Genomic DNA, 23,567 nt, shown 5'->3' with positions numbered 1-23,567 from the left:
AAAGGAGTTTTAAATGTTTAAAAGCATAGGTGCAAAAATATCTTTAGCAATGATTTCTACATTGCTAATTAGTTTTATTATCATGCAGATTATCTTACAAAAAGATTCTCAACAAACTACAGATAGAATCAGCCGTGCACATTTAGATACTTTAAGTACTTCTGTTTTTCAAACATTAAGAATGGCAATGAATTTGGGCGATCCTGCTATTATAGAACAAGCTATAAAAGATGCTGGTGAAATAGAAGGTATAAAAGATATTAAAATTTATCCTTCAAAAAGCACAGTTGAGCTCTTTGAAATACAACATTTTACAAAAAGTGATGAGAGTATTATCAACGAGCAATTTAACAAGCCAGAAATTAAAGCCGTTGAAATCAATAACGAACAAGGACATTATCTAAGACTTATACGCCCACTTATCGCCAATAAAGGTTGTCTTGCTTGTCATGCTAATGCTAAAGAAGGTGATGTTTTGGGTGTTATGGATATGTACAATGATTTAAAACATGTAGATGATGATTTGGCAAGTTCAGCTAGAACCTATATTATAATCTTTAGTGTTGCTTTACTTTTTACCGTTTTTGCTGTACTTTATATTTTAAAAATAGTTGTAGGTAATCCTGTTTTAGATCTTTTAAAACATGCCAAAGAACTAGCTAGCGGCGATGGAGATTTACGCGCAAGAATTAATATAAAAAGCACCGATGAAATAGGTAAAGCTTGCACCTACATCAACCAATTTATTGAAAAAATTCAAAATACAGTGATTTCTACTAATGAAAATTCTCAAATGGTAGATAAACAATCTAAACTTTTAAATGCTAATGCACTTGATCTAGCAAATAGAACTAAAGAAGGTCATACAAAAACTGATGAATCTTATCATTTAAGTGAGCAAATTCATACAGAATTACAAGATCTTGCTGAACTTTCAAATAACGCAAATAAAGCCAATACAAAATCTTTTGAAGTTTTAAACACTATGCTTGACTCATTAAATCAAGTAGTAGATAAGGTAAAAGTTGTAGCTGAAAATGAAGATATATTGTCTCAAAAAGTAGAAGTTATGGAAAAACAAGCAGAAGAGATTAAAAAAGCTTCTGACATGATGGGAGAAATTGCTGATAAAACCAATCTATTATCTTTAAATGCAGGTATTGAAGCTGCGCGTGCTGGAGAATTTGGTCGTGGCTTTTCAGTTATTGCTGAAGATGTAAGAAATCTTGCTCAAAATTCAGAAGAATTTTTAAAAAATATTGCCATCGTAACCAAACAATTGGTAGATAGTATCAATGAAGTTTCTAAAGAGTTAAAACACAATGCTAACGAAATTAACTCTTTAAATCAAGATGCAAAAGAACTTGTAGAAGGAACCAATGAAGTAAAAGTTTGCAATGAAAATGCAAGAGATTTAGCAAATGCTTGCATGCAAAAAATTTCAAGCACACAAGAAACTTTGCAATCTTTGCTTGATAAAATGCAAGAAACGGTAAAATTAAGTGATAAAAATGAAGAAATTTCAAAAATTTTATTAGATGTTGCTCATGAGTTAAATATAGTTTGTCAAAATTTAGAGGATGAATTAAAACATTTTCATGTATAAATCAAAGGAGTATAAAAATGAAAAAAATAATCACATTAAGTATAGCGAGCTTAGCTATTTTTAGTGGGTGTTCTGTGGCAAATTTAAGTGTTGATGATTTACAAAATAAAGAATTTACTATAAGTTCTTATGAAGCTAATGGAAAAAATCATGAACTTCCTCAAAATACTAAAGCAAGCATTAGTTTTGATAATAAAGATAAAAGAGTTTTTGGTGTATCAGGATGTAATAGATTTTTTGGAAACTATAAAGATCAAGGAAGTAGTATCAAAATAGAAGATAATCTTGCTTCGACAAAAATGCTTTGCGATCAAGAATCTATGAAATTTGAAAACGACTTCTTAAGATATTTTAATGGAGAATTTCAAATTATTAGTGATGATGATGGAATTATTTTAGAAAATAAGAAAATGAAAATTTATTTAAAATAAGCCTCTAGGCTTATTTTAAATGCTCTAATATATTCTCACAAACCATTCTAGGTTCTTTTGCCTTATAAATAGGTCTTCCAACCACGATAAAATCTGACAGATTATCCTTAGCACACTGTATATCAGCTACTCTTTTTTGATCATCTAAATTTTCTTTAAAAGGACGAATTCCAGGAGTTAGTGTAATAAAATTTGTATTTGTATTTTCTTTAATCAATAAGCTCTCATATACCGAACAAACCATACCATCAAGACCGCTTTCATAGCTAATTTTAGAAAATTCCTTAACGGCTTGTTTGATATTTTGTCTATATATACTAAAAAATTCTTGCTCATCAAAACTAGTTAAAGCAGATACAGCAAGCACCAAAGGTCTTTTACTCAAAACACTTAAACGCTCCATAATCATACACATAGCACTTTTACCTGCACTTGCGTGGATATTAAACATATCCACATCAAGTTTAGCAAGCTCTTCGCAAGCATCTGCCATGGTATTTGGTATATCATAAAGCTTTAAATCTAAAAAGATTTTAAAATCATCCACTTTTTTAATCGCCTCTAAAAGCTTTGCTCCATCTCTTAAATATGATCTAAGCCCTATTTTAACCCAAAGATCTAAACCTTTTAATTCTTTAGCCAAACTAATACACTCATCATAACTTGACACATCAAAAGCCACACAAAGTTTCATTGCTTTTCCTTGTTAATTTTATCCAACACCCCGTTGATAAATTTAGGAGCATTATCTCCTGCCATTTCTTTTGCAAGCTCTATAGCCTCATTAATGATAATCGCTTTTTGTGTAGAAGTAAATAAAATCTCATAAGTACCCAAACGCAAAATGGCCTTTTCTATACTAGCTACTCCATCTAATTTGTGCTCTTTCAAACACTCATTGATTTTCTCATCAAGCAAAGTAAGTTGCTCATTGATACCATTATATAAATCTAGAGTGAATTTTCTTTGGTCATTGCGAATTTTTTTCTCATCCAAAAATTCATTGATAAAATCTTTATTTTCTTGATTTAACTGTGCTGCATAAAGCAAAGAAACTATACTTTGTCTTACTTGGTGTCTAGTAGCCATTTTAAGCCTTAATTTTTTGGATTAAATTAAGCATTTCAACTACAGTAAGCATAGCTTCAAAACCCTTATTACCTGCTTTACTACCTGCTCTTTCTATGGCTTGCTCTAAGGTATCAGTTGTTAAAACTCCAAAACTCACAGGCACATTAGCTCCAAGCCCTACACTTGCTATACCTTTAGTAGTTTCAGCTGCTACATAATCAAAATGTGGTGTACTTCCACGAATTACTGCTCCAACACAACAAATTCCATCAAATTTTTTACTCTCACAAGCTTGTTTTAATGCAAAAGGAATTTCAAAAGCACCTGGCACTAAGATAAGACTTAAGTTTTCTTCCTTGCCCCCATGCCTTAAAAAAGCATCTTTAGCACCTTCAACTAAACGATCTGTGATGATATGATTAAATCTTGCATTGATAATCGCAATTTTCTCATCACCTTTTAAACTTAAATTTCCCTCTATTATCTTCATAATTTTCCTTTTCTAAATGATTTCTTGAATTTTTAAAAGCGTATTTACGCAGTTTTTAAGTCTTGAAAGATCAAGCATATTTGGTCCATCACATAAAGCTTTGCAAGGATCAATGTGCGTTTCAAAGAAAAATCCATCTACACCTACACTAGCAGCAGCTCTTGCTAATGGCTCTACAAATTCACTTTTGCCTCCACTACTTCCACCGTTTGCTCCTGGCATTTGCACACTATGAGTAGCATCAAAAATAACTGGAGCATATTTTCTCATGATAACCAAACTTCTCATATCTACGACCAAATTTCCATAACCAAAACTCGAACCTCTCTCAGCTACAAAAACTCCATTTTCTTTGGCTATTTCAAAACCTTCTTCATCAATGCCTCTAGTTTGTAAAATTTTAGCTACACTGTATTTAATATCTTCAGGATTTAAAAATTGCCCTTTTTTTACATTTACCTTGGCTTTTGTTTTAGCAGCAGCTACTAATAAATCAGTTTGCCTGCATAAAAAGGCAGGAATTTGTAAAACATCTACAACCTCAGCCGCAACACTCGCTTGAGAACTCTCATGAATATCAGTAAGAATTTGCATGCCAAATTTATCTTTCACTTTTTGCAAAATTTCCAAGCCTTTTTCAAGACCTGGCCCTCTAAAACTATTAATACTAGTTCTATTTGCTTTATCAAAACTTGATTTAAAATAAAAATCAATTCTACCATCTTTTAAAAAGCATTCAAGCTCTTGTGCAACTTTAAAAACAAGTTCTTCATTTTCTATTACACAAGGACCTGTTATTAGTATCATTTTTTTCATTATTTTTCCTTATTTTTTATTATTTTACTTTATTTTTTTCATTTTCTTCAAGCGGAAAAATGCAATTTAAAATAATAGCCGTAATCCCACCTGCTGCAATCCCTGAAGAAAATAAAGTTTTAAACCACATTGGCATAAATTCTAAAATATCAGGATTATTAGAAACTCCAAGCCCTATACCCAAACTCATAGCTATGATGATAATAGAACGACGATTTAAATTTTCCTTAGAAATAATCCTAACTCCCGTTGCAGCTATAGTACCAAACATTACTAAAGTTGCTCCTCCTAAAATAGGTTCTGGAATTTGCAAAGTAATATCAGCCACAATAGGAAACAAACCCAAAATCATCAACATAAAAGCTACAATAAATCCAACATATCGACTTGCAACACCTGTTAAAGCTATAACGCCATTATTTTGCCCAAAACATGAATTTGGAAAAGTATTAAAAAAGGCTGAAACAAAGGAATTAAAACCATTAGCCAAAACCCCGCCTTTTAATCTTTTTGCATAAAGTTCGCCTTTAACTGGCTGATTTGAAACTTCACTAGTAGCACTAATATCGCCGATAGTTTCTAAAGAAGTTACCATAAAAACTAAAATCAAAGGTAAAATAAGATTATAATCAATACTCAAACCATAATGCAAAGGATCGGGTAAAAACACTAAAGGTAAATTTTCATTAAAATTAAAACTAAAATTTTCAAAAGTCATAGCCACTAAAAGCCCTATTATCATAGCTATAAATAAAGAAGAAATTCTTATATAGGCATTATTAAAACGATTTAAAACAATAATACTTAAAATCACAACTCCGGCTAATAATAAATTTTGCAAAGAACCAAACTCACCACTTGCCTTAGCCGCAAATCCACCTCCTGCACTCACAAGACCAACATTAATCAAACTAAGACCTATAATCATCACAACTATACCTGAAACCAAAGGCGAAATCACTCTTCTAATAAAAGGTAAAATTTGAGAAATAATCATTTCAGTAGTAGAACAAAGCATTAAAGTGCCAAAAATGGCTCCAAGCATTGCTTCTTGCGATAAACCATTATTTTTTAAAACAAGCCCACCTAAAATAATAGGTGCAACAAAATTAAAACTGGTCCCTTGAATAGATAAAAGTCCACTCCCTATAGGACCCCAAGTTTTAATCTGTAAAAGCGAAGCAACACCTGAAGCAAAAAGCGACATACAAATAATTCTAGCCGTATTAGTATCATCTATCCCAAGACCTTTGCAAATTAACAAAGCAGGTGTAATCACAGCCACAAACATAGCCATTAAATGCACTAATGCAGCAAAAAATGCCTTAGCAAAAGGTGGTCTATCTTCTAAACCATAAATTAAATCTGTTTTATTTTCCATTTTTCTTTCCTTTTGTTTGCTTACTAACCAAAATAATTCCTCCTAAAATAATGCTAAAAATTCCTATAAAAACCATTAAGCTAGGAAATTCATCTCCTAATAATATGCCCAAAAATAAAGTAAAAACTACATCTATATAGCTAACTCCTGCAACAACTCCTGCCTTTTTTGCTACCCCATAAGCTTTAGTAACATGAATTTGATACATTGCTCCAAAAATTCCCATCAAAACAATAAAAATCCAAGCTTTAAGACTAGGCATAACAAAAGGAGCAATTAAAAAATCAAGCTCTTTTATTTCATAAAAAGAACCTACAATCATAGACATTAAAGGCATCAAAGTACCAATTAAAACAAAAGATAAAGCTATAAATGGCGCTGGGTATGATTTTCTAAGCTCTCTTACGCTAGTTAGCGCCAAGGCTGCACAAAAACCGCTTAAAATTCCTAAAATACTATTTTTTAAATCAAAACCTGAATGCGTAGTGCTATCTGCAAAAGGCTGACAGATTAATAATACTCCTATAAAAGCAATCAAAATCCCAAAACAAGCTTTTAATCCTAAACTTTCTTTAAAAAATAAAAAAGCAATCAAAGCTATAAAAATAGGTGCTGTTTTTTGAAAAGCAAAAGCCCCACCTAATGAAATATTAGAAACATTATAAAAGAAAAGATATAAAGCAATCGTTCCTATAATACCTCTAAAAATAAGCAGTCCAAGATGTCCGCCACTTTTATGAAAATTTAATTTTGAAAGCGCATAAAGCATAAAAGCTGTGCCTATAATATTTCTAAAAAACATAATTTCAATCGATGATAATTCTTCACTAAGAATTTTTGCACAAGCACCTACAAATGCAAATTCTATAGAAGCAATAATCATAAAATATATACCTAAATTCTTTTTAACTATTCTTAACATATAAATTCCATATAAAATTCCTGTTATTTTAGTCTTTTTTGCTTAATTTTAAGGCAATTTTTATATAATCACAAATAAAAATTTAAAAAATGAGTATTAATGCAAAGTATTATTTTAATAGGAAAACCAAATGTTGGCAAATCAAGTCTTTTTAATAGACTTGCAAGAAAGCGCATTGCAATAACTAGTGACATAAGTGGAACTACAAGAGATACTAATAAAATAGAAGTAGAAATTGATGGCAAAAAAGCTTTATTGATAGATAGCGGCGGGCTTGATGAGAGTAATGAGCTTTTTAAAAATGTCAAAGCAAATTCGCTTAAAGCTGCTAAAAATAGTGATATTATCTTTTATATGGTGGATGGAAAATTTTTACCTGATGATGAAGATAAAGCTTTTTTTTATGAAATGAAAAAACTCAACAAACCCATAGCTTTAGTAATCAATAAAGTCGATAACAAAAAAGACGAGGAAAGATCTTGGGAATTTTCTAATTTTGGAGTAAAAGAAGTTTTTAATATCTCTGTAACACATAATATAGGCATTGATGAGCTTTGTATGTGGGCTAGTAAGTTTTTAGATGAAAGTTATTTAAATGCAGATGAAGAAGAAGACTTTGAAAGTTATTTAGAAAATTTTGATGAAAATAGCGGAGATTTTAAGCTAAAAACTATTAATGAAAATCATATTAAAGTGGGAATTATCGGCAGGGTTAATGTAGGAAAATCAAGTCTTTTAAATGCTTTAGTAAAAGAAGAACGTAGCGTGGTAAGCGATATAGCAGGCACTACAATTGATCCTGTTAATGAAAGCATTATGCATAAAGATAAAATCATCGAATTTGTAGATACTGCGGGTATTAGAAAACGCGGGAAAATACAGGGTTTAGAGCGTTATGCACTTAATAGAACTGAATATGCCCTAGCCAATGCTCAAATTGCACTTTTAGTACTTGACGCAGCTGAAGGTTTTAACGAACTTGATGAGCGTATCGCAGGGCTTGCTGCTAAACATTGTTTAGGTGTGATTATCGTACTTAATAAATGGGATAAAAGCGAACTTGATTTTGATAAAACTTTAAAAGAATTAAAACTAGATCGTTTTAAATTCCTAGCTTATGCACCTGTTGTAAGCGTATCAGCTTTAAGTGGAAAAAGAATACATGTGCTTTTGGATAAAATTTTAGAAGTTTTTGCAAATTTCACCCAAAAAATTCCAACAGCAAAATTAAATGCTTTGGTAGAAGAAGCCACAAGAGCCCACCCACTACCACATGATTATGGCAAATTAGTGAAAATTTATTATGCAGTTCAATACGACTTAGCACCTCCAAAAATAGCTCTAATTATGAACAGACCAAAAGCTTTACATTTTAGTTATAAACGATATTTACAAAATCAAATTAGAAAACAATTTAACTTTGAAGGTGTACCTTTAATTTTAGCTTCAAGAAAAAAAGGTAGCAAAGATGAGCAAGAAAACTAACCTCCTTTTTGTAGGATTTATGGGCTGTGGTAAAACAACTATAGCAAGGGCTTATGCAAAAAAATATGATAAATTCTTTTTAGATACAGATGTTTTAATCAAAGAAAAATTTAATCTTGAAATTAGTGAATTTTTTAAAACATATGGAGAAAAAAAATTTCGCAAAGAAGAAAAAAAACTTGTTTCGTTTTTAACTTATGTGCAAAATTGTTCTATTGCAAGCGGTGGTGGCTTCATAGAACAAAAAAAAATAAAAAATATTGGTACTATCGTTTACTTAAAAGCAAGTTTTGATTATCTCTTGAAAAGACTAAATAAAGAAGAATTGGCCACAAGACCCTTATTTTCAAACACAAACAATGCTAAAATACTATTTGATCAAAGAATTAAAAAATATGAAAAAAAAGCAAATATCATTATAAACATTGAAAACAAAAATATCCAAGAAATAATTAAAGAAATCAAAAAAGAGGTAAAATGAGAATTATTACAGGATTACAGCCAAGTGGGGATTTACATATAGGAAATTATTTTGGCTCTATAAAACAAATGCTAAATATGCAAGAAGAAAATCAAATGTATATGTTTATAGCAAACTATCATGCTATGACTTCAAATTTTAATGGAGAAAAACTTAAACAAAATTCACTCAAAGCTGCGGCAGCTTTTTTAAGTTTAGGAATTGATCCACAAAAAAGCGTATTTTGGTTACAAAGTGATGTAAAAGAAGTGATGGAGCTTTATTGGATTCTTTCTCAATTTACCCCAATGGGACTTTTAGAAAGAGCACATAGCTATAAAGATAAAATTGCCAAAGGTTTAAATGCCAACCATGGGCTTTTTTCTTACCCTGTTTTAATGGCTGCAGATATTTTACTTTTTAATGCTCAAATAGTTCCTGTAGGTAAAGATCAAATTCAGCATGTTGAAATAGCAAGAGATATAGCCTTAAAAGTAAATAATGAATGGGGTGAAATTTTTACCCTACCTCAAGCTAAAGTTAATGATGAAGTTGCAGTAGTGCCTGGTACTGATGGAGCTAAAATGAGCAAGTCTTATCAAAACACAATCGATATTTTTAATACACCAAAAGCTATTAAAAAACAAATTTCTTCCATTATCACAGATAGTACAGCTTTAGAAGATCCAAAAGATTGGCAAAATTGTAATGTATTTAAAATCGCAAAATTGTTTTTAGACAAAACAAAACAAGAAACTTTAAAAAGCCGTTATGAAAAAGGTGGCGAAGGTTATGGGCATTTTAAAATGTATTTAAATGAAATCATTAGTGAGTATTTTGCCTCGGCTAAGGAAGAATATGAAAAATTACTAGCTAATCCTTCTAAAATCGATGAGATTTTAGAATTTGGAGCAAGCAAAGCAAAAAAACAAGCCCGAGAAACAATGGAAAAAATTTATGCTAAAATAGGACTATAAAAGGAGTTAGAATGTTAGATTTAAAACTTTTGCAAAATAATTTTGATGAAATTGCGCAAAAACTAAAAGCTAAAAAAGTAAATGAAAATTTACTCAAAGAACTTAGCGACTTATTTATAAATTTAAAAAAAGAAAAAGCACTTTTAGAAGAATTTCAAGCTTTTCAAAATAAATTTAGTAAAGAGCTTGCAACAGCACAAGATAAAGAAAGCTTAAAAGTACAACTAAGCCAAAATAAAGAAAAAATCAATACTCAGTCAAAAATCGTTAGCACGCTAGAAGAAAAACTAGAACAAATTGCCCTAGCAATACCAAATATCCCTGATGATTGCGTGCCTTTTGGAGAAGATGAAGATGAAAATGTAGAATTAAAAAAAGTTCTAACACCTCCTAGTTTTGATTTTGAAATCAAAGAACATCATGATTTGGGAGAAAAATTAAACTGGCTTGATTTTACAAGAGGGGTTAAAATCTCACAAAGTCGTTTTTGTGTGCTTAAAAATGAAGGAGCTTTACTAAGTAGAGCCTTGGTAAATTATATGATTGATTTTAATAGAAGTAGAGGTTTTGAGCTAGTTAATGTACCATTTTTAGTAAATAGCGCAACCATGTATGGCACAGGACAGCTTCCTAAATTTAAAGATGATATGTATAAGGTAGAAAATGATGATTTATATCTCATCTCAACTTCTGAAATTCCTGTAACTAATCTTTATTCTAATGAAATTTTAACTCAAGAAGAACTACCCTTAAAAATGACCTGCTATAGTGCTTGTTTTAGACAAGAAGCAGGAAGCGCGGGTAGAGATACAAGAGGTATTATAAGGCAACATCAATTTGAAAAAGTAGAGCTTGTTAGTATATGTAAGCCTGATCAAAGTGAATTGATGTTTGAAGAAATGTTAAATTGTGCCAGTGATTTACTAAGCTCTTTGGGTCTAGCACATAGGCATTTAATGCTTTGCACGGGAGATTTGGGCTTTTCTGCTGCGAAAACAGTAGACTTAGAAGTATGGCTTCCATCGCAAAACAAATACCGTGAAATTAGCTCTGTGTCAAATTGTAAAGATTTTCAAGCAAGACGTGCAAAGATCCGCTTTAAAAACGATAAGGGCAAAAATGAATTAGTTCACACACTTAATGGTTCTTCGCTAGCTGTTGGTAGAACCTTAGTAGCTATTATGGAAAATTATCAAGAAAAAGATGGAAATATAAGAATTCCTGATGCATTAAGAAAATACTTTTAAGAGAAAACATGGCCGAAGAAGTAACACCTAAAGAACAAGATAATCAAGAAAAAGCTTTTTCAGAGATTGATGAAAATCCAGGAGTGGAAGAACAAACTATCCCTCCTGGCACAATACCTCCTGAATTAGAGGAAGAAGAAAGTACTTTTCAAAGAGTAGAGGAAGAACCTCAAACATTACAACCTGAAGAAAAGAAAAAGCTTTTTGATAAAAAATTTCTTATTTTGATTTCAACACTTGGTGCTCTTGCTCTAATTTTACTTATTATTTTAGTTTTACTTCTTGTTTTTAAAGAAGATAAAAAAGTAATCACAAATAATCCAATTTTAGAAGATAATGTTAGTACAAGCATCACAAAGGTGAAACAATCTGCTTTAGATCTTGTAGTACAAAAGGCAAATTTATTATATGAAAAAGGTGATATAGAAAGTGCTTTAGAGCTTTATAATAATATTAATATTTTCAATCAATCTTTATCAAGTTATAATCTTGGTGTAGCTCAAATGAAACAAAAAGATTATATTAGTGCTGTTGAGAATTTCAAACAATCTTTAGAATTAGAAGAACACAAAGTTGCAGCAGCTATTAATATAGCTGTGTGTTATTTTAATCTGGGCGATAAAGAGAAATTTAAATATTATCTTGATTTAGCAAGAGTACATTTACCACAAGATTCTAAATCTTCTTTGTATGATTATTATCTAGGATTAATTAATTACTATCAAGGATTTTATCCAGAGGCTTTACAAATGTTCATGCGTTCAAGTAATATCAACAGCTATCAAGGAGAGTCTTATTACCTTGGGGCAAAAATTTACGCATTATTAAAATCTGATCAAAACGCCATTAATCTTCTGCAAAAGCAACAAGATTATGAAGCAAGCTTACCCTTAGGTTTATTATATGCAAAACTGGGAGAATATAAAAAAGCTAAAGAATATCTTGAAAAAGCATCAAAAATAGAAAATCAAGCCATAAGAAGCAAAATGGCTCTAGCTTTAGTAGAATTAAAAACAGGTCAATTTGACAATGGTGCACAAATTTTAAAAACTTTATATGTAAAAGATAGAGCTATTGGCTCAAAATACTATAACATAAAAACAAGACTAAAAAGAAATTTTTCAAATATTGATATAGCGCAGCAACATTTTGCCAAAAGTTTAATCACAGGAAAACAACAAATTTATGATTTACTTTTTTATTTTTCACCTTATCGCGTTTTTGATATAAAACAAAGCATGGAACTCATCACAAAAGCTGATTTGGGAAATTTCATACAAGGGTATGAGTATGAAAATGAATTGCTTGTTAAAAGCAAAGCTTTATCAGGCGTTAATGTGGAATTATCTCATGCTATCAATCTAGCTTTTAATTTTCATCTAAGAGAAGCAAATCAAGAATTTAAAAATTTAAGTGAAATTTATCATGCTCACGATGTAATTCATTACAATCTTGCTTTAACTTATGCACAACTGCAAGATTATAATAATGCATATAAACATTTTTCAACTGCTTATCATTTAAATCCAAAAAATTATATTGCAGGTATTTTTGCCATATATTGCATGGATTTAGTAAAAAAAGATTATACCAAACTTGCTAATGAACTTTTGGAAAATTTACAAGCAGATAATAATATCGATCAAAATCATAATATCTATAAATATTTACTACATCTAGTTAAAAGTGACTTTACTGCTATGATTCCTTATTTAGACAACCTTTCAAATAGCAAAAATACTCCTTTAGAACTAATGTTTGCTATAGTAGCTGCTAATGGCAATAATCTTGAAATTTTAAGAAATCAAAAAATAAAAGAATTAAAAGATTTGCTCGGTGAGGATATTATTAGCAATATTTTATATTTTAATTCTAAAAACACAAATCTTGATATTAAAGAGTATGCCAAACAAGCACAAATGTATTTTTTAACAACCAAGCTTGATTATAATTCTTTATTTGGTGGAGCTGGTATAGTTAAAGACAGCTATGTGACACTTATGCAAATTACAGGCTTATTAAATCATGTTAGAAATGACATAAAAAAAAGACTTGCTATGAGTAATAAAAATTCCATCGGGCTGATTTTTGCTCTAGCTTATGTTGATATTTTTGCTAAAGAATATCAAGAAGCATATACGCTTTACAATATCTTAATAGATGATTATAAAATCAAAGATGCACAAACTTTATTTTTAGCCGCAGTAGCAGCGATAGGTTCTAATAATCCAAATTCAGCCATAGCTTTACTAGAGCTTGCAAAATTAGAAAATGAAGAAACCTTAGAAGCAAGACTTGCACTAGGACTATTATATCATGAAGTTCAAAATTTAGAACCTGCTATGTTTCAATATGAAAAAGTAGGGAATAATTTTGAAAGTAAATTTTTTACTTTTGATATTAAAAATTAGTATTTTCATAAAATAAGAAAATACTAATTAACTATCAAAAAATATAATTATAAATTAGATTATTATAAAATATACATGAGGTTAACTTTATGAAGTGGCTCCGGATGTAGGATTCGAACCTACGACCAATCGGTTAACAGCCGACTACTCTACCGCTGAGCTAATCCGGAACATCAATAAATAAGAAATGATATTATATAAGAAAAAAACTTTTTTGTCAAGATTTTTTATAAAAAATTACGCTTTTTTGTAAAATTTTACTCCTGCTAAATTTTCTACAACAACTTTTCGTTCTTTAATTAATTTTTCTAATATATCTTTACTATGCTGACTAAATTTGTTTTCTATATCAAATTCACTTTGCGCTCTAAGCTGCAGCATCTTCAAGAGCTCTTGGATATTAAAATCAATTTTTTCACCTTTGTAATAATGTTTAGCAAGCACAACAGGCACACTAGTGATATACATACTTAATTCTTCCAACTTTTCCAAAGATATACCTTTAACAGGATACGCAGGCGGTCTATCTATAGTGCTAAAATCCACTCTTGATGGTCTTATCTTGTCAAATGCCTCATTTAAAGCCAACATCTCATCTTTGTTATCATTCAATCCCTTGACAATTAAAACTTCCATAACAAGCTCACCCAAAAATTTCTCTCTAAAGGCGATCATTTGTTCTATCATTGTTTCAAGTTTTATTTGCTTTAAAGCCCTATCAACTCTATAAAAAGTTTTTTCCATTGCACTATCAAGACTAAATTTAACTACATCAATATACATTAAAGCATCAAAAATATCCGAATTTAAAACTCCACTACCATTGCTTAGGATTAAGAGTTTTTTATCTTGTTTTATTTTATTTAACTCATAAACTAATTCTTTTAAATGAGGATATAAAGTAGGCTCACCATTTGCAGTTAATGTTAAAAAGTCAAATTGCACATTACCTTTCAATACACTTTGTACTTCATCGATAATATTTTTTATTTTAGGATAAATTAAAGATTTTTCCAAAGGCTTTGCAGCTTGTAATTCACAATAAACGCAGTCAAAATTACATTGTTTTTGATTTGGACTTAAATCAATTCCCAATGAAAGTCCAAATCTTCTTGAACTTATAGGCCCAAAAGTTATTTTACTCACTTTTTAGATTTCTCTTGAACTAGCTTGATAAAATATTTAGCATTATCAACAGGAATATCAGGTAAAATTCCATGTCCGAGATTAAAAATATGTGCACTATCTTGCATAATATTTAAAATTTTATCCACACCTTGTTCAATAGCTTTTTTATCATAGAGTCTGCAAGGCTCCATATTACCCTGCAAAGTATATTTAGCGCCTAGTTTTTCCTTAGCCAACTCTAAAGGGGTACTCCAATCTACTCCAAAGACATCAAAATTTCCATTTATATCATCTAAGAACCCACTTACCCCTTTAGGAAATAAAATCACAGGAATATGCGGATATTTTTCCTTTATAAAATCAGCAATTTCAAGCATATATTTAAAAGAAAACTCAAAAAACATTTCTTTTTCTAAAGCACTTGCCCAACTATCAAATACCTGTATAGCATTAGCACCTGCTCTAATTTGCTCTTGAATATAATACTTTAAAACAAAAGTAAGTTTAGATAAAATTTGATGTAAAAATTCAGGATTTTGATAGACTAATTTTTTACACTTTGCATAATTTTTACTACTACCACCCTCTATCATATAAGTAGCAATAGTCCAAGGACTTCCACAAAAACCAATCAAAGCTTTATCTTGTGTAAGTTTTTCTCTAGTAAATGCTAGTGCATCATAAACATAAGAAAGATTTTTAATGCTTTTTTCAACATCTAATCTTTCCAATTCTTCTTTTGTTTTAATAGGATTTGAAAATATAGGGCCCTCGCCTTTTTCAAATTTTAAATCCATACCCATTTCTAAAGGTACTACCAAAATATCTGAAAAAATAATAGCTGCATCAACACCCAAAATATCTACTGGTTGTAAGGTAACTTCACTCGCTTTTTTATAATCTTTACAAAGTGATAAAAAATCTCCAGCACTTGCTCTAACCCGCATATATTCAGGTAAATATCTTCCTGCTTGGCGCATCATCCAAACTGGAGTATAAGGGGTTGACTTTTTAAAACATGCATCAATAAAAATCATTTTTATTCCTTATTTTAATGATCACTTTTGTGTAAAAAATAAAGTCCTATACAAAGAGCTAAAATAGAACCTGCAAGATAAGTCATATCCAAAACCGTATTTAGTTGCATTTGCAAAATTCTTTGGAAAAAATTTACAACTAAAACCATAATAATAACTTTTGCAAGTTTATCTTTTAGTTGATCTAAACTGTGCACTTCTAAAACTTTTGATTGTTTAGTTTGTTTAAATTCTTCTATTTCACTAATAAAAAGTTCATAAATTCCAAAAGAAAATATAAATAAAACTAAAGCCATTAAATATAAATCTACAGCCCCTATAATCAAACCAACAATATCCTCATGCAAATCTACCGTAGAATTAGGCAACATAAAATACTCAAATACATATTTTAAAACTTTAATCACATCATAACTTGCAATAAAAAATAAAACAAAAGCTCCTATAAGGCCAAAAATTACAGGCAAAATAGTGACTAAACGACTTTTAACTAATAAATTTTCAAAAAATCTTTCTAACATTTTTCTCCTTTTTAAACCAATTCTAACCATTTTTGCGCAATACGCACTGCATTTGTAGCAGCTCCTACACGAATTTGATCAGCCACGCACCATAAGTGTAAAATATTTTTATGATTAATATCACGTCTAATTCTTCCTACATAAGTTTCATTAGTATCGCTTGTAAAAAGTGGCATAGGATATTTTTTATTTTCTACATCATCAATCACAACAACACTTGGTGCTTTAGAAAGTATCTCTCTAACCTTAACAACATCAACATCTTTTTCAAAATGCATAGTAATAGCTTCACTATGACTTCTAAGCACAGGAACTCTTACGCAAGTTGCTGAAATTTCAAGTTTTTTATGCAATATTTTTTGCGTTTCATTTACCATTTTTAATTCTTCTTTAGTGTAGCCATTTTCACTAAAAACATCAATTTGAGGAATTAAATTTAAAGCTAAGGTATATGGAAAAGTTTTTGCCTCAAATTCATCTAATTTAAAAGCAAAAAAACTTTGCATTCCTTGAACTAATTCTTCCATACCTTCTTTACCTGCACCACTTGCTGCTTGATAAGTACTTACATCTACTCTTTTTAGATTAAATACATCATCAAGTGGTTTTAAAACATGCACCATTTGTATAGTAGAGCAATTTGGATTAGCAATAATTCCTGTTTTTTCCCAATCTTTAATATCTTCACTATTGCATTCAGGAACTACTAAAGGAACATTTTCATCCATTCTAAAATGACTAGTATTATCAATCACTACAGCACCACACTCTACTGCGTATTTTGCATATTCAGCACTTATGTTTCCTCCGGCACTAAAAAAAGCAATATCTACAGGATTTTCTTTAAAAACATTTGAAGTTAATTCTTTTACTTTATAACTTTTTCCTCTAAATTCTACTTCACTACCTGCGCTTTTTGCACTTGCTAATGGTAAAATACTTTCAACCGGGAAATCAAGCTCATCCAAAACATTTAAAAGCTCTTCTCCGACTGCTCCAGTTGCACCTACAATGGCTATTTTTTTCATCATCCATCCTTTTTAAGTAATATTGTATTTTTTCATTTTTTCACTAAAAATTTTTTCACTCATCCCTATAAGCTTAGCTGCTTCTACAATATCTTGCGAATTTTTTAAAGCTTCTAAAATCAATTCTTTTTCAAGATTTTTAATATCTTTACTTTTTCTACTTTCTAAAAATAAATCTTGAGCGCTAATCTCATCATTTTCACTTAAAATACAAGCTCTTTGTATAATAGAAATCAATTCTCTAATATTACCTGGAAAATCATAAGCTAATAGAGCACCTTGTGCTTCTTGACTTAAAGTTTTTTCATTAAAATCGTATTCTTTACATGTATCAAGTAATACCTTTTGTGCAATTTGCAAAATTTCTTCTTGACGCTCTCTTAGTGGTGGTATATTAATAGGAATAGTATTAAGCCTATAATATAAATCTTGTCTGAATTCATTATCTGTAATCTTTTTTTCTATATGAGCATTAGTTGCACTAATAATTCTTACATCAATCTTTATACTTTTAGTGCTTCCTAATCTTGTAATTTCTTTTTCTTGTAAGGCTCTTAATAATTTTGCTTGAATTTCATAAGGCATTTCACCTATTTCATCTAAAAACAAAGTGCCTTCATTAGCAAGCTCAAACAACCCTATTTTAGTAGTATTAGCATCGGTAAATGCACCTTTTTCAAAACCAAAAAGCTCACTTTCTATCAAATTTGATGGAATTGCTGCCATATTAATAGCCACAAAAGGTTTTTGTGCTCTTTTTGAATTTTTATGCACAAAATTTGCAAAAACTTCTTTACCTACCCCACTTTCTCCAAAAAAAAGCACACTTGCATCTGTCTTAGCAGCCTTAGTAGCCAATTTTAAACAATCTTCCAAAGCTTTAGAAGTGCCATAAAAATCTTGATTTTCTTCTTTTTTGATAATCTTTTTGTTTGTTTTTTTAGAAGTCTTTTCTTGAATTATTTTTGCGCGTTTTATCGCAGTTACTAAAGTATTAATATCAAATGGTTTTACTAGAAAATCTTTTACTCCAAGTCTTACTGCTTCTATGGCACGATTTAGCGTTGCATTACCTGTAATAATAATAAAATCATATTTATTCTCACAAGCTTGCACAAATTCAATACCATCCATACCCGGCATATTAATATCTGTAATAATCAAATCAACATCATCATTTAGTTTTTTTAAAGCTTCAGTTGCTGATTTATAAGATTTTATAGTAAATTCCTCATACTCACTCAAAGCAATTTCGAGTGATTTTCTCATATTTATATCATCTTCGACTATAACCAAATTCATTTCAAACCTTAAGCTAAAATACCTTTTTTGGGACCACTTTTACCATGGCATTCTTTATATTTTTTACCACTACCGCAAGGACAAGGTGAATTTCTAGGCACTTTGGTAACTTGTGCTTCACCATTTTCATCAACACCACTTTCTGTGGTATTAGCTAAAAACTGCTCATTTTGTTCATGACTTTTTTCTTCAAAATTTTGTGCTTCTTTTTGAGTAAAAACTACATTAAATAGTAATTTCAAACTATCAAATTTAACACGCTCAACAAGCTCCATAAAAAGATTATAGCTTTCTTTTTTGTATTCTACTAAAGGATCTTTTTGATTATAACTTCTTAAACCTATACCAGTTTTTAAAATATCCATTTGGTATAAATGTTCTCTCCATAGATTATCTAAAATTTGAAGATATAAAATTCTTTCAATTCTTCTAGCTTCTTTATCTTCAATAATACTCATTTTATCTTTGTAAGCTTTTTCTAAAATTTCACTTAATTTATTTTCTACTTCAATTACACCTAAATCTTTAAAATCAGCTTCGCTAAGCTCAAGATTACACTCATAACTTACTTTTTGTTTTAAACTTTCAAAATGCTTAACATCATCTTCAAGTTCTGCATTTAGATAAATTTGACTTACTAAGTGATTACTATACTCAGCAATATTTTTTAAAATTTTATCTTGCAAGTCAAATTCTTCATCTAACAATTCATTTCTATAATTATAAATAGTCTTTCTTTGTTCATTTGCCACATCATCATATTCAAGCAAATGTTTTCTGCTCTCAAAATGCAAGCTTTCAACTTTTTTTTGCGCATTCTCAACAGCTCTTGTAACAATACGACTTTCTATATGCTCGCCCTCTTCTATACCTAATCTTTCCATGATATTTTTTATGCGATCACCACCAAAAATTCTCAAAAGATTATCCTCTAAACTTAAGTAAAATCTACTTACACCAGGATCACCTTGACGCCCTGCACGACCACGAAGTTGATTGTCTATTCTTCTGCTTTCATGACGCTCAGTTCCTATAATATAAAGCCCACCTAAAGCTCTTATTTCATCATCTATTTTTATATCAACCCCACGACCTGCCATATTAGTAGCTATAGTCACTGCACCTTTTTTACCTGCATCTTGGATAATCAAAGCTTCTTGCTCGTGATTTTTAGCATTAAGCACATGATGAGGAATGCGTTCTTTTACAAGCATATTATGAAATACTTCACTTCTTTCAATACTTGCAGTTCCCACTAAAACTGGCTGACCCTTTGCATTTGCTTTTTTTATCTCTTCAATAACTGCTTTAAATTTTTCTTCTTGAGTTTTATAAATCAAATCATCTTTATCTATTCTTGCAATTGGTATATTTGTAGGTATAGAAACTACATCTAAATTATAAATTTGAGAAAATTCCGTTGCCTCAGTTTGTGCAGTACCTGTCATGCCTGCTAACTTTTTATACATTCTAAAATAATTTTGGAAAGTAATATCTGCTAAAGTTTGACTTTCTTCCTGAATTTTTACCCCTTCTTTAGCTTCTAATGCTTGGTGTAAACCATCACTAAAGCGTCTTCCCTCGCTTAATCTTCCCGTGAATTCATCAACAATTACAACTTCTTTATCTCTTAATACATAATGCACATCTTTTTCAAATAAATTATGCGCTTTTAAAGCCTGGTCAAGCTGATGGGCCAATATTGCATTATCTAAGCTATATAAATTTTCTACTCCAAATAATTTTTCAGCCTTAGAAATTCCAGCCTCTGTAATCATAATAGTTCTATTTTTCTCATCGACAACAAAATCACCACTTGGCAATTCTTGAGGAGTAGTAGCTGCTTGGCCTTTTTGCATTTGTTTTGCTACTTCATTTGCTTTGACATAGCCGTCTAAAGTTCTATTTGTAGGCCCACTTATAATAAGCGGAGTTCTTGCTTCATCTATTAAAATACTATCTACTTCATCAACTATAACAAAATTATGCTCTCTTTGTACTTTTTCAAGCTTTGAAAATTTCATGTTATCGCGTAAATAATCAAAGCCAAATTCATTATTTGTACCATAAGTTATATCACACTCATAAGCTTTTTTATGTGCCTCATCACTATTTTGTTCTGAAAGTATCACACCTACACTAAAACCTAAAAAATTATAAATAGCACTCATTTGCTCTGCATCTCTTTTAGCCAAATAATCATTTACGGTAACCACATGCACACCCTTACCACTCATAGCATTTAATACAACAGGTAAAGTTGCAACCAAGGTTTTACCTTCCCCAGTTTTCATTTCAGCAATTTTTCCATCATGTAAAACCATACCACCAATTAATTGCACATCAAAATGGCGCATATTAAGAGTTCTTTTTCCTACTTCTCTAACTATTGCAAAAACATCATTCAGTATTTGGTCTAAAGTTTGTTCTTCTTTTTGAATTTGTGTTTTAAATTCTATAAATACTTGTTTTAATTCATCATCGCTTAAATTTTGGTATTTTGATTCTAAAGCATTAATTTGCACAACCCTCTTTAAATATTTTTTTACTTCTCGATCATTTTTTGTGCCAAATATTGCTTTAAATACACTAGAAAACATTTTTTTACCTTTAATTACAAAAATATATGCTAGATTATACCTTGAATTTAATTAGAACTATATAAAAAGTTTTGTTTGGATAAATTTTATATAATTTACAAAATTTTTAAAGGATAATTATGAGATATTTTATATTTTTAATGTTATTTGTTTGTAGTATTTTTGCTTTTGATATAAATTTTAAAAATTTTAGTAGTAATTTTGAACAAAAGGTACAAAGCAATAATTCTTCGCTAAATTATAAAGGAAATTTTATCATTACTCAAAATAAAGCCTTTTGGAACTATACTAAACCAAATAAAAAACAAATTTATATCAATCACAAAGAAGTTATTATCATAGAGCCTGAGTTAGAACAAGCTATTTATACTCAATTGCAAAATTTACCAAATCTTCAAGAAATTTTTAAAAATGCAAAATTAATATCTCATGAAAATTATGAAGCAAAATACGAAAATATCACATACAATATCAAACTAAAAAATGATAATCTTAGTAATATTTCTTATAAAGATGAGTTGGGAAACTTAGTTAGTATTTATTTTTATAATCAGAAATTTGATCAAAATATCAACGAAAATATTTTTATACCAAAAATCCCAAGCCATTTTGATATTATTCAATAATCAAAATGGTATTTCATTAAACAAATCTTGCTGTTCTTTACTTGGAGCTAACATTTGCATTTGAGTTTTTTCCATGGTTTTTAAAATCATATCCATAGCCTCTTTACTTGTATTAGTATCTTGATTAAAACTTTTATTATCATCTTTATCATTGTTGTTTATTTGATCGGTATTTATATCTTTTGATTGAGTATTATTTTGATCCGTATTTTTTGCAACTTTGGAATTATCTTGAATTTCCTTTTGTTTGATAGTTTTTATTGTATTGTCATCTTTTTTTTCCAAATCATTTATAAAACACTTAAATTCTTCCAAGTCAAACTTAGCTACCGAATTAATTTTTAAAATATAAATATTTTTAATTTGAGTTTTATATTTTTTATTACTAAATTTAAGCAAGGTTTCTTTAAAATTATTTTTACCAACTTCTGTAAATAAATCTTCATAAAAATAACTAGATACAATGGTATTTAAAGCATCTATAATTTTCTTTTGATCTAAATTTTCTCCCTCAAAATCTAAATTCATTTCAATTTTTTTTAAAGTATTATTTCCAACCTTTGAATATAAATCAGTTCTAAAATTTTCTATACTCAAGGAACTAGCATGGATATTAAAAAACATTAAAAGCAAAGCTATAATCCATTTCATATTATCTCCTCATCTTCTTCTAAATCTATAAATTTTTCTTGTAAATAAAATTTTTTCACTTCTTTATCGGTTTTTAAAATTCTTAAAAAATAATCCTCAAAAGGCATTTTATAATTATATATGATTTTTAAACTACAAGGATTAATGACCCTTGATAAACATACATATAATTGTCCTTTTTCAAAAATTCCATCAATATCACATATAAGCTTATCTATACTCATACCTTGAGATTTATGGATTGTTATAGCATAAGCTAGTTTTATAGGAAATTGAACAAATTTAGCTTTTATCTTAACTTCTAGTTTTTCATCTTTGTCTAACTCATACTCTTCTAAGGTATATTCATATGATTTTAATTTCAATCTTTCACCATTACTTTTCTCTATCAGAATATATTCTTGCTCTTTATCTTTTATAAAATCTAAAATAATTCCTTGTTCTCCATTGTAATAATTTTCCTCTTTATTATTTACACAAAAAATAATCTTAGAACCTATTTTTAATTTTAACTCCTCTAAACAATTTAATCCTTTAATCCACTGCTCATAAATTTTATCATCTAAAGTATAATCTAATTTTTCCATTCTTGATTTAAATATTTTTTCTTTACCTTGCAAAAGATTTAATTTTTTAGCATTTATACAATTAGCTTTTTTATTTGTAGCACACAATAGGGTATATTCGTCCATATACTCAAGCAAATCTTTTGGATAAATTAACATTTTTTTAAAAAAACTTAGTATTTCTTGATTTACTTTGCCAATTCTAAGAAAAAATAAATATTCATAAAATTGTTTATCTAAAGTTCTTTTAGTAATACTAAGCTTTAAATTGACAAATTTTAAATCATTCCAAGCTTGAGAAGAAAAAGCATATAGAGTATTTTGAAATAAAGTGTTTTGATTCTCTTTGTAGTTTATTACAGGTGGAAGTTGAAAAAAATCACCGACTAATAAAATTTTACCACTAAAGTCACTTCTTGTTAATCTATAATAAATCATTTCCATCAAAGATGCACTTATCATAGAAATTTCATCAATAATTAATAAATCACATTGTTTTAAAATTCTTTTTAATTTTTCTAACTTATTTCTTTGTTTTCGATCTTCATAATACAATTCATCATAATTTTGACATCTTTTAAAGGCAAAAAAACTATGTAAAGTAACTCCTCCTATATTAAATGCACTTAATCCAGTAGAACCTAATACAACAACAATTCTACCTTGTTTTCTATATAATTTAACAAGTTCTGTAGTTAAAAATGATTTACCAACTCCAGCAGAACCACTTAGAAATATATTATTATCTTTTAAGAAAAAATCTAACTTATTTAACATCATCCTAATATTATATTATAATCTACTAAAACTC

The 23,567-nt window shown here is 29.4% G+C and carries 22 protein-coding genes and 1 tRNA gene; 8 read left to right on the top strand and 15 right to left on the bottom strand.

The features are described from left to right. Positions 1–13: 13 nt before the first annotated feature. Complete coding sequence (locus L8U37_RS05525; protein ID WP_263659335.1) at positions 14–1,606, top strand: methyl-accepting chemotaxis protein; 1,593 nt, start codon at positions 14–16, stop codon at positions 1,604–1,606. 17 nt (positions 1,607–1,623) lie between these two features. Continuing rightward, positions 1,624–2,037: an META domain-containing protein gene (locus tag L8U37_RS05520; RefSeq protein ID WP_133319320.1), complete on the top strand. Its 414-nt coding sequence runs from the start codon at positions 1,624–1,626 to the stop codon at positions 2,035–2,037. A 10-nt stretch (positions 2,038–2,047) separates the two neighbouring features. Here the strand turns inward: L8U37_RS05520 and pyrF are convergent, their stop codons facing one another. From pyrF to L8U37_RS05490, 6 genes are read right to left on the bottom strand one after another with little or no spacing between them, the layout of a single operon-like run. Further along, the gene (pyrF, locus tag L8U37_RS05515) at positions 2,048–2,731 is read right to left on the bottom strand and encodes an orotidine-5'-phosphate decarboxylase (RefSeq protein ID WP_263660572.1); all 684 of its coding nucleotides are present in this window, start codon (positions 2,729–2,731) and stop codon (positions 2,048–2,050) included. Beyond that, complete coding sequence (gene nusB / locus L8U37_RS05510) at positions 2,728–3,126, bottom strand: transcription antitermination factor NusB (RefSeq protein ID WP_133319322.1); 399 nt, start codon at positions 3,124–3,126, stop codon at positions 2,728–2,730. Before nusB ends, pyrF begins: the two co-directional genes overlap by 4 nt. Position 3,127: 1 nt before the next feature. Next, positions 3,128–3,598 carry a 6,7-dimethyl-8-ribityllumazine synthase gene (gene ribE / locus L8U37_RS05505; RefSeq protein ID WP_012661257.1) on the bottom strand — a complete coding sequence of 157 codons (471 nt, stop codon included), beginning with the start codon at positions 3,596–3,598 and terminating at the stop codon, positions 3,128–3,130. 12 nt (positions 3,599–3,610) lie between these two features. Continuing rightward, entirely contained in the window at positions 3,611–4,414 is an 804-nt protein-coding gene (gene kdsA, locus L8U37_RS05500) for a 3-deoxy-8-phosphooctulonate synthase (protein WP_133319323.1), read from the bottom strand. 19 nt (positions 4,415–4,433) lie between these two features. Beyond that, entirely contained in the window at positions 4,434–5,795 is a 1,362-nt protein-coding gene (locus L8U37_RS05495) for a uracil-xanthine permease family protein (protein WP_133319324.1), read from the bottom strand. After that, positions 5,785–6,717, bottom strand: a complete 933-nt coding sequence (locus L8U37_RS05490) for a DMT family transporter (RefSeq protein WP_133319325.1) — start codon at positions 6,715–6,717, stop codon at positions 5,785–5,787. The genes L8U37_RS05495 and L8U37_RS05490 overlap by 11 nt, the downstream gene beginning before the upstream one ends. Before the next feature lie 99 nt (positions 6,718–6,816). On the opposite strand from L8U37_RS05490, the gene der reads away from it, so the two are divergent. Genes der through L8U37_RS05465 form a run of 5 tightly spaced genes read left to right on the top strand, consistent with a single transcriptional unit; the run spans position 6,817 to position 13,297 of the window. Continuing rightward, on the top strand, positions 6,817–8,202 hold the full coding sequence (gene der / locus L8U37_RS05485; RefSeq protein WP_263709423.1) for a ribosome biogenesis GTPase Der: 1,386 nt from the start codon (positions 6,817–6,819) through the stop codon (positions 8,200–8,202). Further along, positions 8,186–8,683 carry a shikimate kinase gene (locus L8U37_RS05480; RefSeq protein WP_263662351.1) on the top strand — a complete coding sequence of 166 codons (498 nt, stop codon included), beginning with the start codon at positions 8,186–8,188 and terminating at the stop codon, positions 8,681–8,683. The genes der and L8U37_RS05480 overlap by 17 nt, the downstream gene beginning before the upstream one ends. Then, positions 8,680–9,639: a tryptophan--tRNA ligase gene (gene trpS / locus L8U37_RS05475; RefSeq protein WP_263662350.1), complete on the top strand. Its 960-nt coding sequence runs from the start codon at positions 8,680–8,682 to the stop codon at positions 9,637–9,639. The genes L8U37_RS05480 and trpS overlap by 4 nt, the downstream gene beginning before the upstream one ends. An 11-nt stretch (positions 9,640–9,650) precedes the next feature. Next, positions 9,651–10,886, top strand: coding sequence for a serine--tRNA ligase (gene serS, locus L8U37_RS05470; protein ID WP_263728762.1), 1,236 nt, complete (start codon positions 9,651–9,653; stop codon positions 10,884–10,886). Positions 10,887–10,894: 8 nt separating this feature from the next. Beyond that, on the top strand, positions 10,895–13,297 hold the full coding sequence (locus L8U37_RS05465) for a tetratricopeptide repeat protein (RefSeq protein WP_263709419.1): 2,403 nt from the start codon (positions 10,895–10,897) through the stop codon (positions 13,295–13,297). 95 nt (positions 13,298–13,392) lie between these two features. Here L8U37_RS05465 and L8U37_RS05460 read toward each other — a convergent pair. The 7 genes from L8U37_RS05460 to secA form a co-directional block, all read right to left on the bottom strand. Next, positions 13,393–13,467: transfer RNA gene (locus L8U37_RS05460), tRNA-Asn, on the bottom strand. Positions 13,468–13,534: 67 nt separating this feature from the next. Then, positions 13,535–14,443, bottom strand: a complete 909-nt coding sequence (locus tag L8U37_RS05455; RefSeq protein WP_263709418.1) for a radical SAM protein — start codon at positions 14,441–14,443, stop codon at positions 13,535–13,537. Then, the gene (gene hemE, locus L8U37_RS05450) at positions 14,440–15,462 is read right to left on the bottom strand and encodes a uroporphyrinogen decarboxylase (protein ID WP_263728761.1); all 1,023 of its coding nucleotides are present in this window, start codon (positions 15,460–15,462) and stop codon (positions 14,440–14,442) included. The genes L8U37_RS05455 and hemE overlap by 4 nt, the downstream gene beginning before the upstream one ends. 14 nt (positions 15,463–15,476) lie before the next feature. Beyond that, positions 15,477–15,983: a YqhA family protein gene (locus L8U37_RS05445; RefSeq protein ID WP_087699510.1), complete on the bottom strand. Its 507-nt coding sequence runs from the start codon at positions 15,981–15,983 to the stop codon at positions 15,477–15,479. An 11-nt stretch (positions 15,984–15,994) separates the two neighbouring features. Further along, the gene (locus L8U37_RS05440) at positions 15,995–17,014 is read right to left on the bottom strand and encodes an aspartate-semialdehyde dehydrogenase (protein ID WP_263691466.1); all 1,020 of its coding nucleotides are present in this window, start codon (positions 17,012–17,014) and stop codon (positions 15,995–15,997) included. 9 nt (positions 17,015–17,023) lie between these two features. After that, positions 17,024–18,313, bottom strand: a complete 1,290-nt coding sequence (locus tag L8U37_RS05435) for a sigma-54-dependent transcriptional regulator (protein ID WP_263728760.1) — start codon at positions 18,311–18,313, stop codon at positions 17,024–17,026. An 8-nt stretch (positions 18,314–18,321) separates the two neighbouring features. Beyond that, the gene (gene secA, locus L8U37_RS05430) at positions 18,322–20,913 is read right to left on the bottom strand and encodes a preprotein translocase subunit SecA (RefSeq protein WP_263728759.1); all 2,592 of its coding nucleotides are present in this window, start codon (positions 20,911–20,913) and stop codon (positions 18,322–18,324) included. A gap of 119 nt (positions 20,914–21,032) precedes the next feature. On the opposite strand from secA, the gene lolA reads away from it, so the two are divergent. Further along, a complete protein-coding gene (gene lolA, locus L8U37_RS05425; RefSeq protein WP_133319336.1) occupies positions 21,033–21,539 on the top strand; it encodes a LolA-like outer membrane lipoprotein chaperone in 507 nt (168 codons plus the stop codon). Here the strand turns inward: lolA and L8U37_RS05420 are convergent, their stop codons facing one another. Beyond that, positions 21,540–22,190 (bottom strand): flagellar basal body-associated FliL family protein, encoded by a 651-nt coding sequence (locus L8U37_RS05420; RefSeq protein WP_263728758.1) that lies wholly within the window; start codon positions 22,188–22,190, stop codon positions 21,540–21,542. Then, positions 22,187–23,533, bottom strand: a complete 1,347-nt coding sequence (locus L8U37_RS05415; protein ID WP_263728757.1) for an ATP-dependent DNA helicase — start codon at positions 23,531–23,533, stop codon at positions 22,187–22,189. Before L8U37_RS05415 ends, L8U37_RS05420 begins: the two co-directional genes overlap by 4 nt. Positions 23,534–23,567 lie beyond the last annotated feature (34 nt).

Origin of the sequence: Campylobacter sp. RKI_CA19_01122 (genome assembly GCF_025771325.1) — a bacterium.
Taxonomy (GTDB): domain Bacteria; phylum Campylobacterota; class Campylobacteria; order Campylobacterales; family Campylobacteraceae; genus Campylobacter_D; species Campylobacter_D lari_D.
The sequence above is the reverse complement of the archived record's forward strand: the minus strand, read 5'-3'. Positions and strand labels throughout refer to the sequence as shown.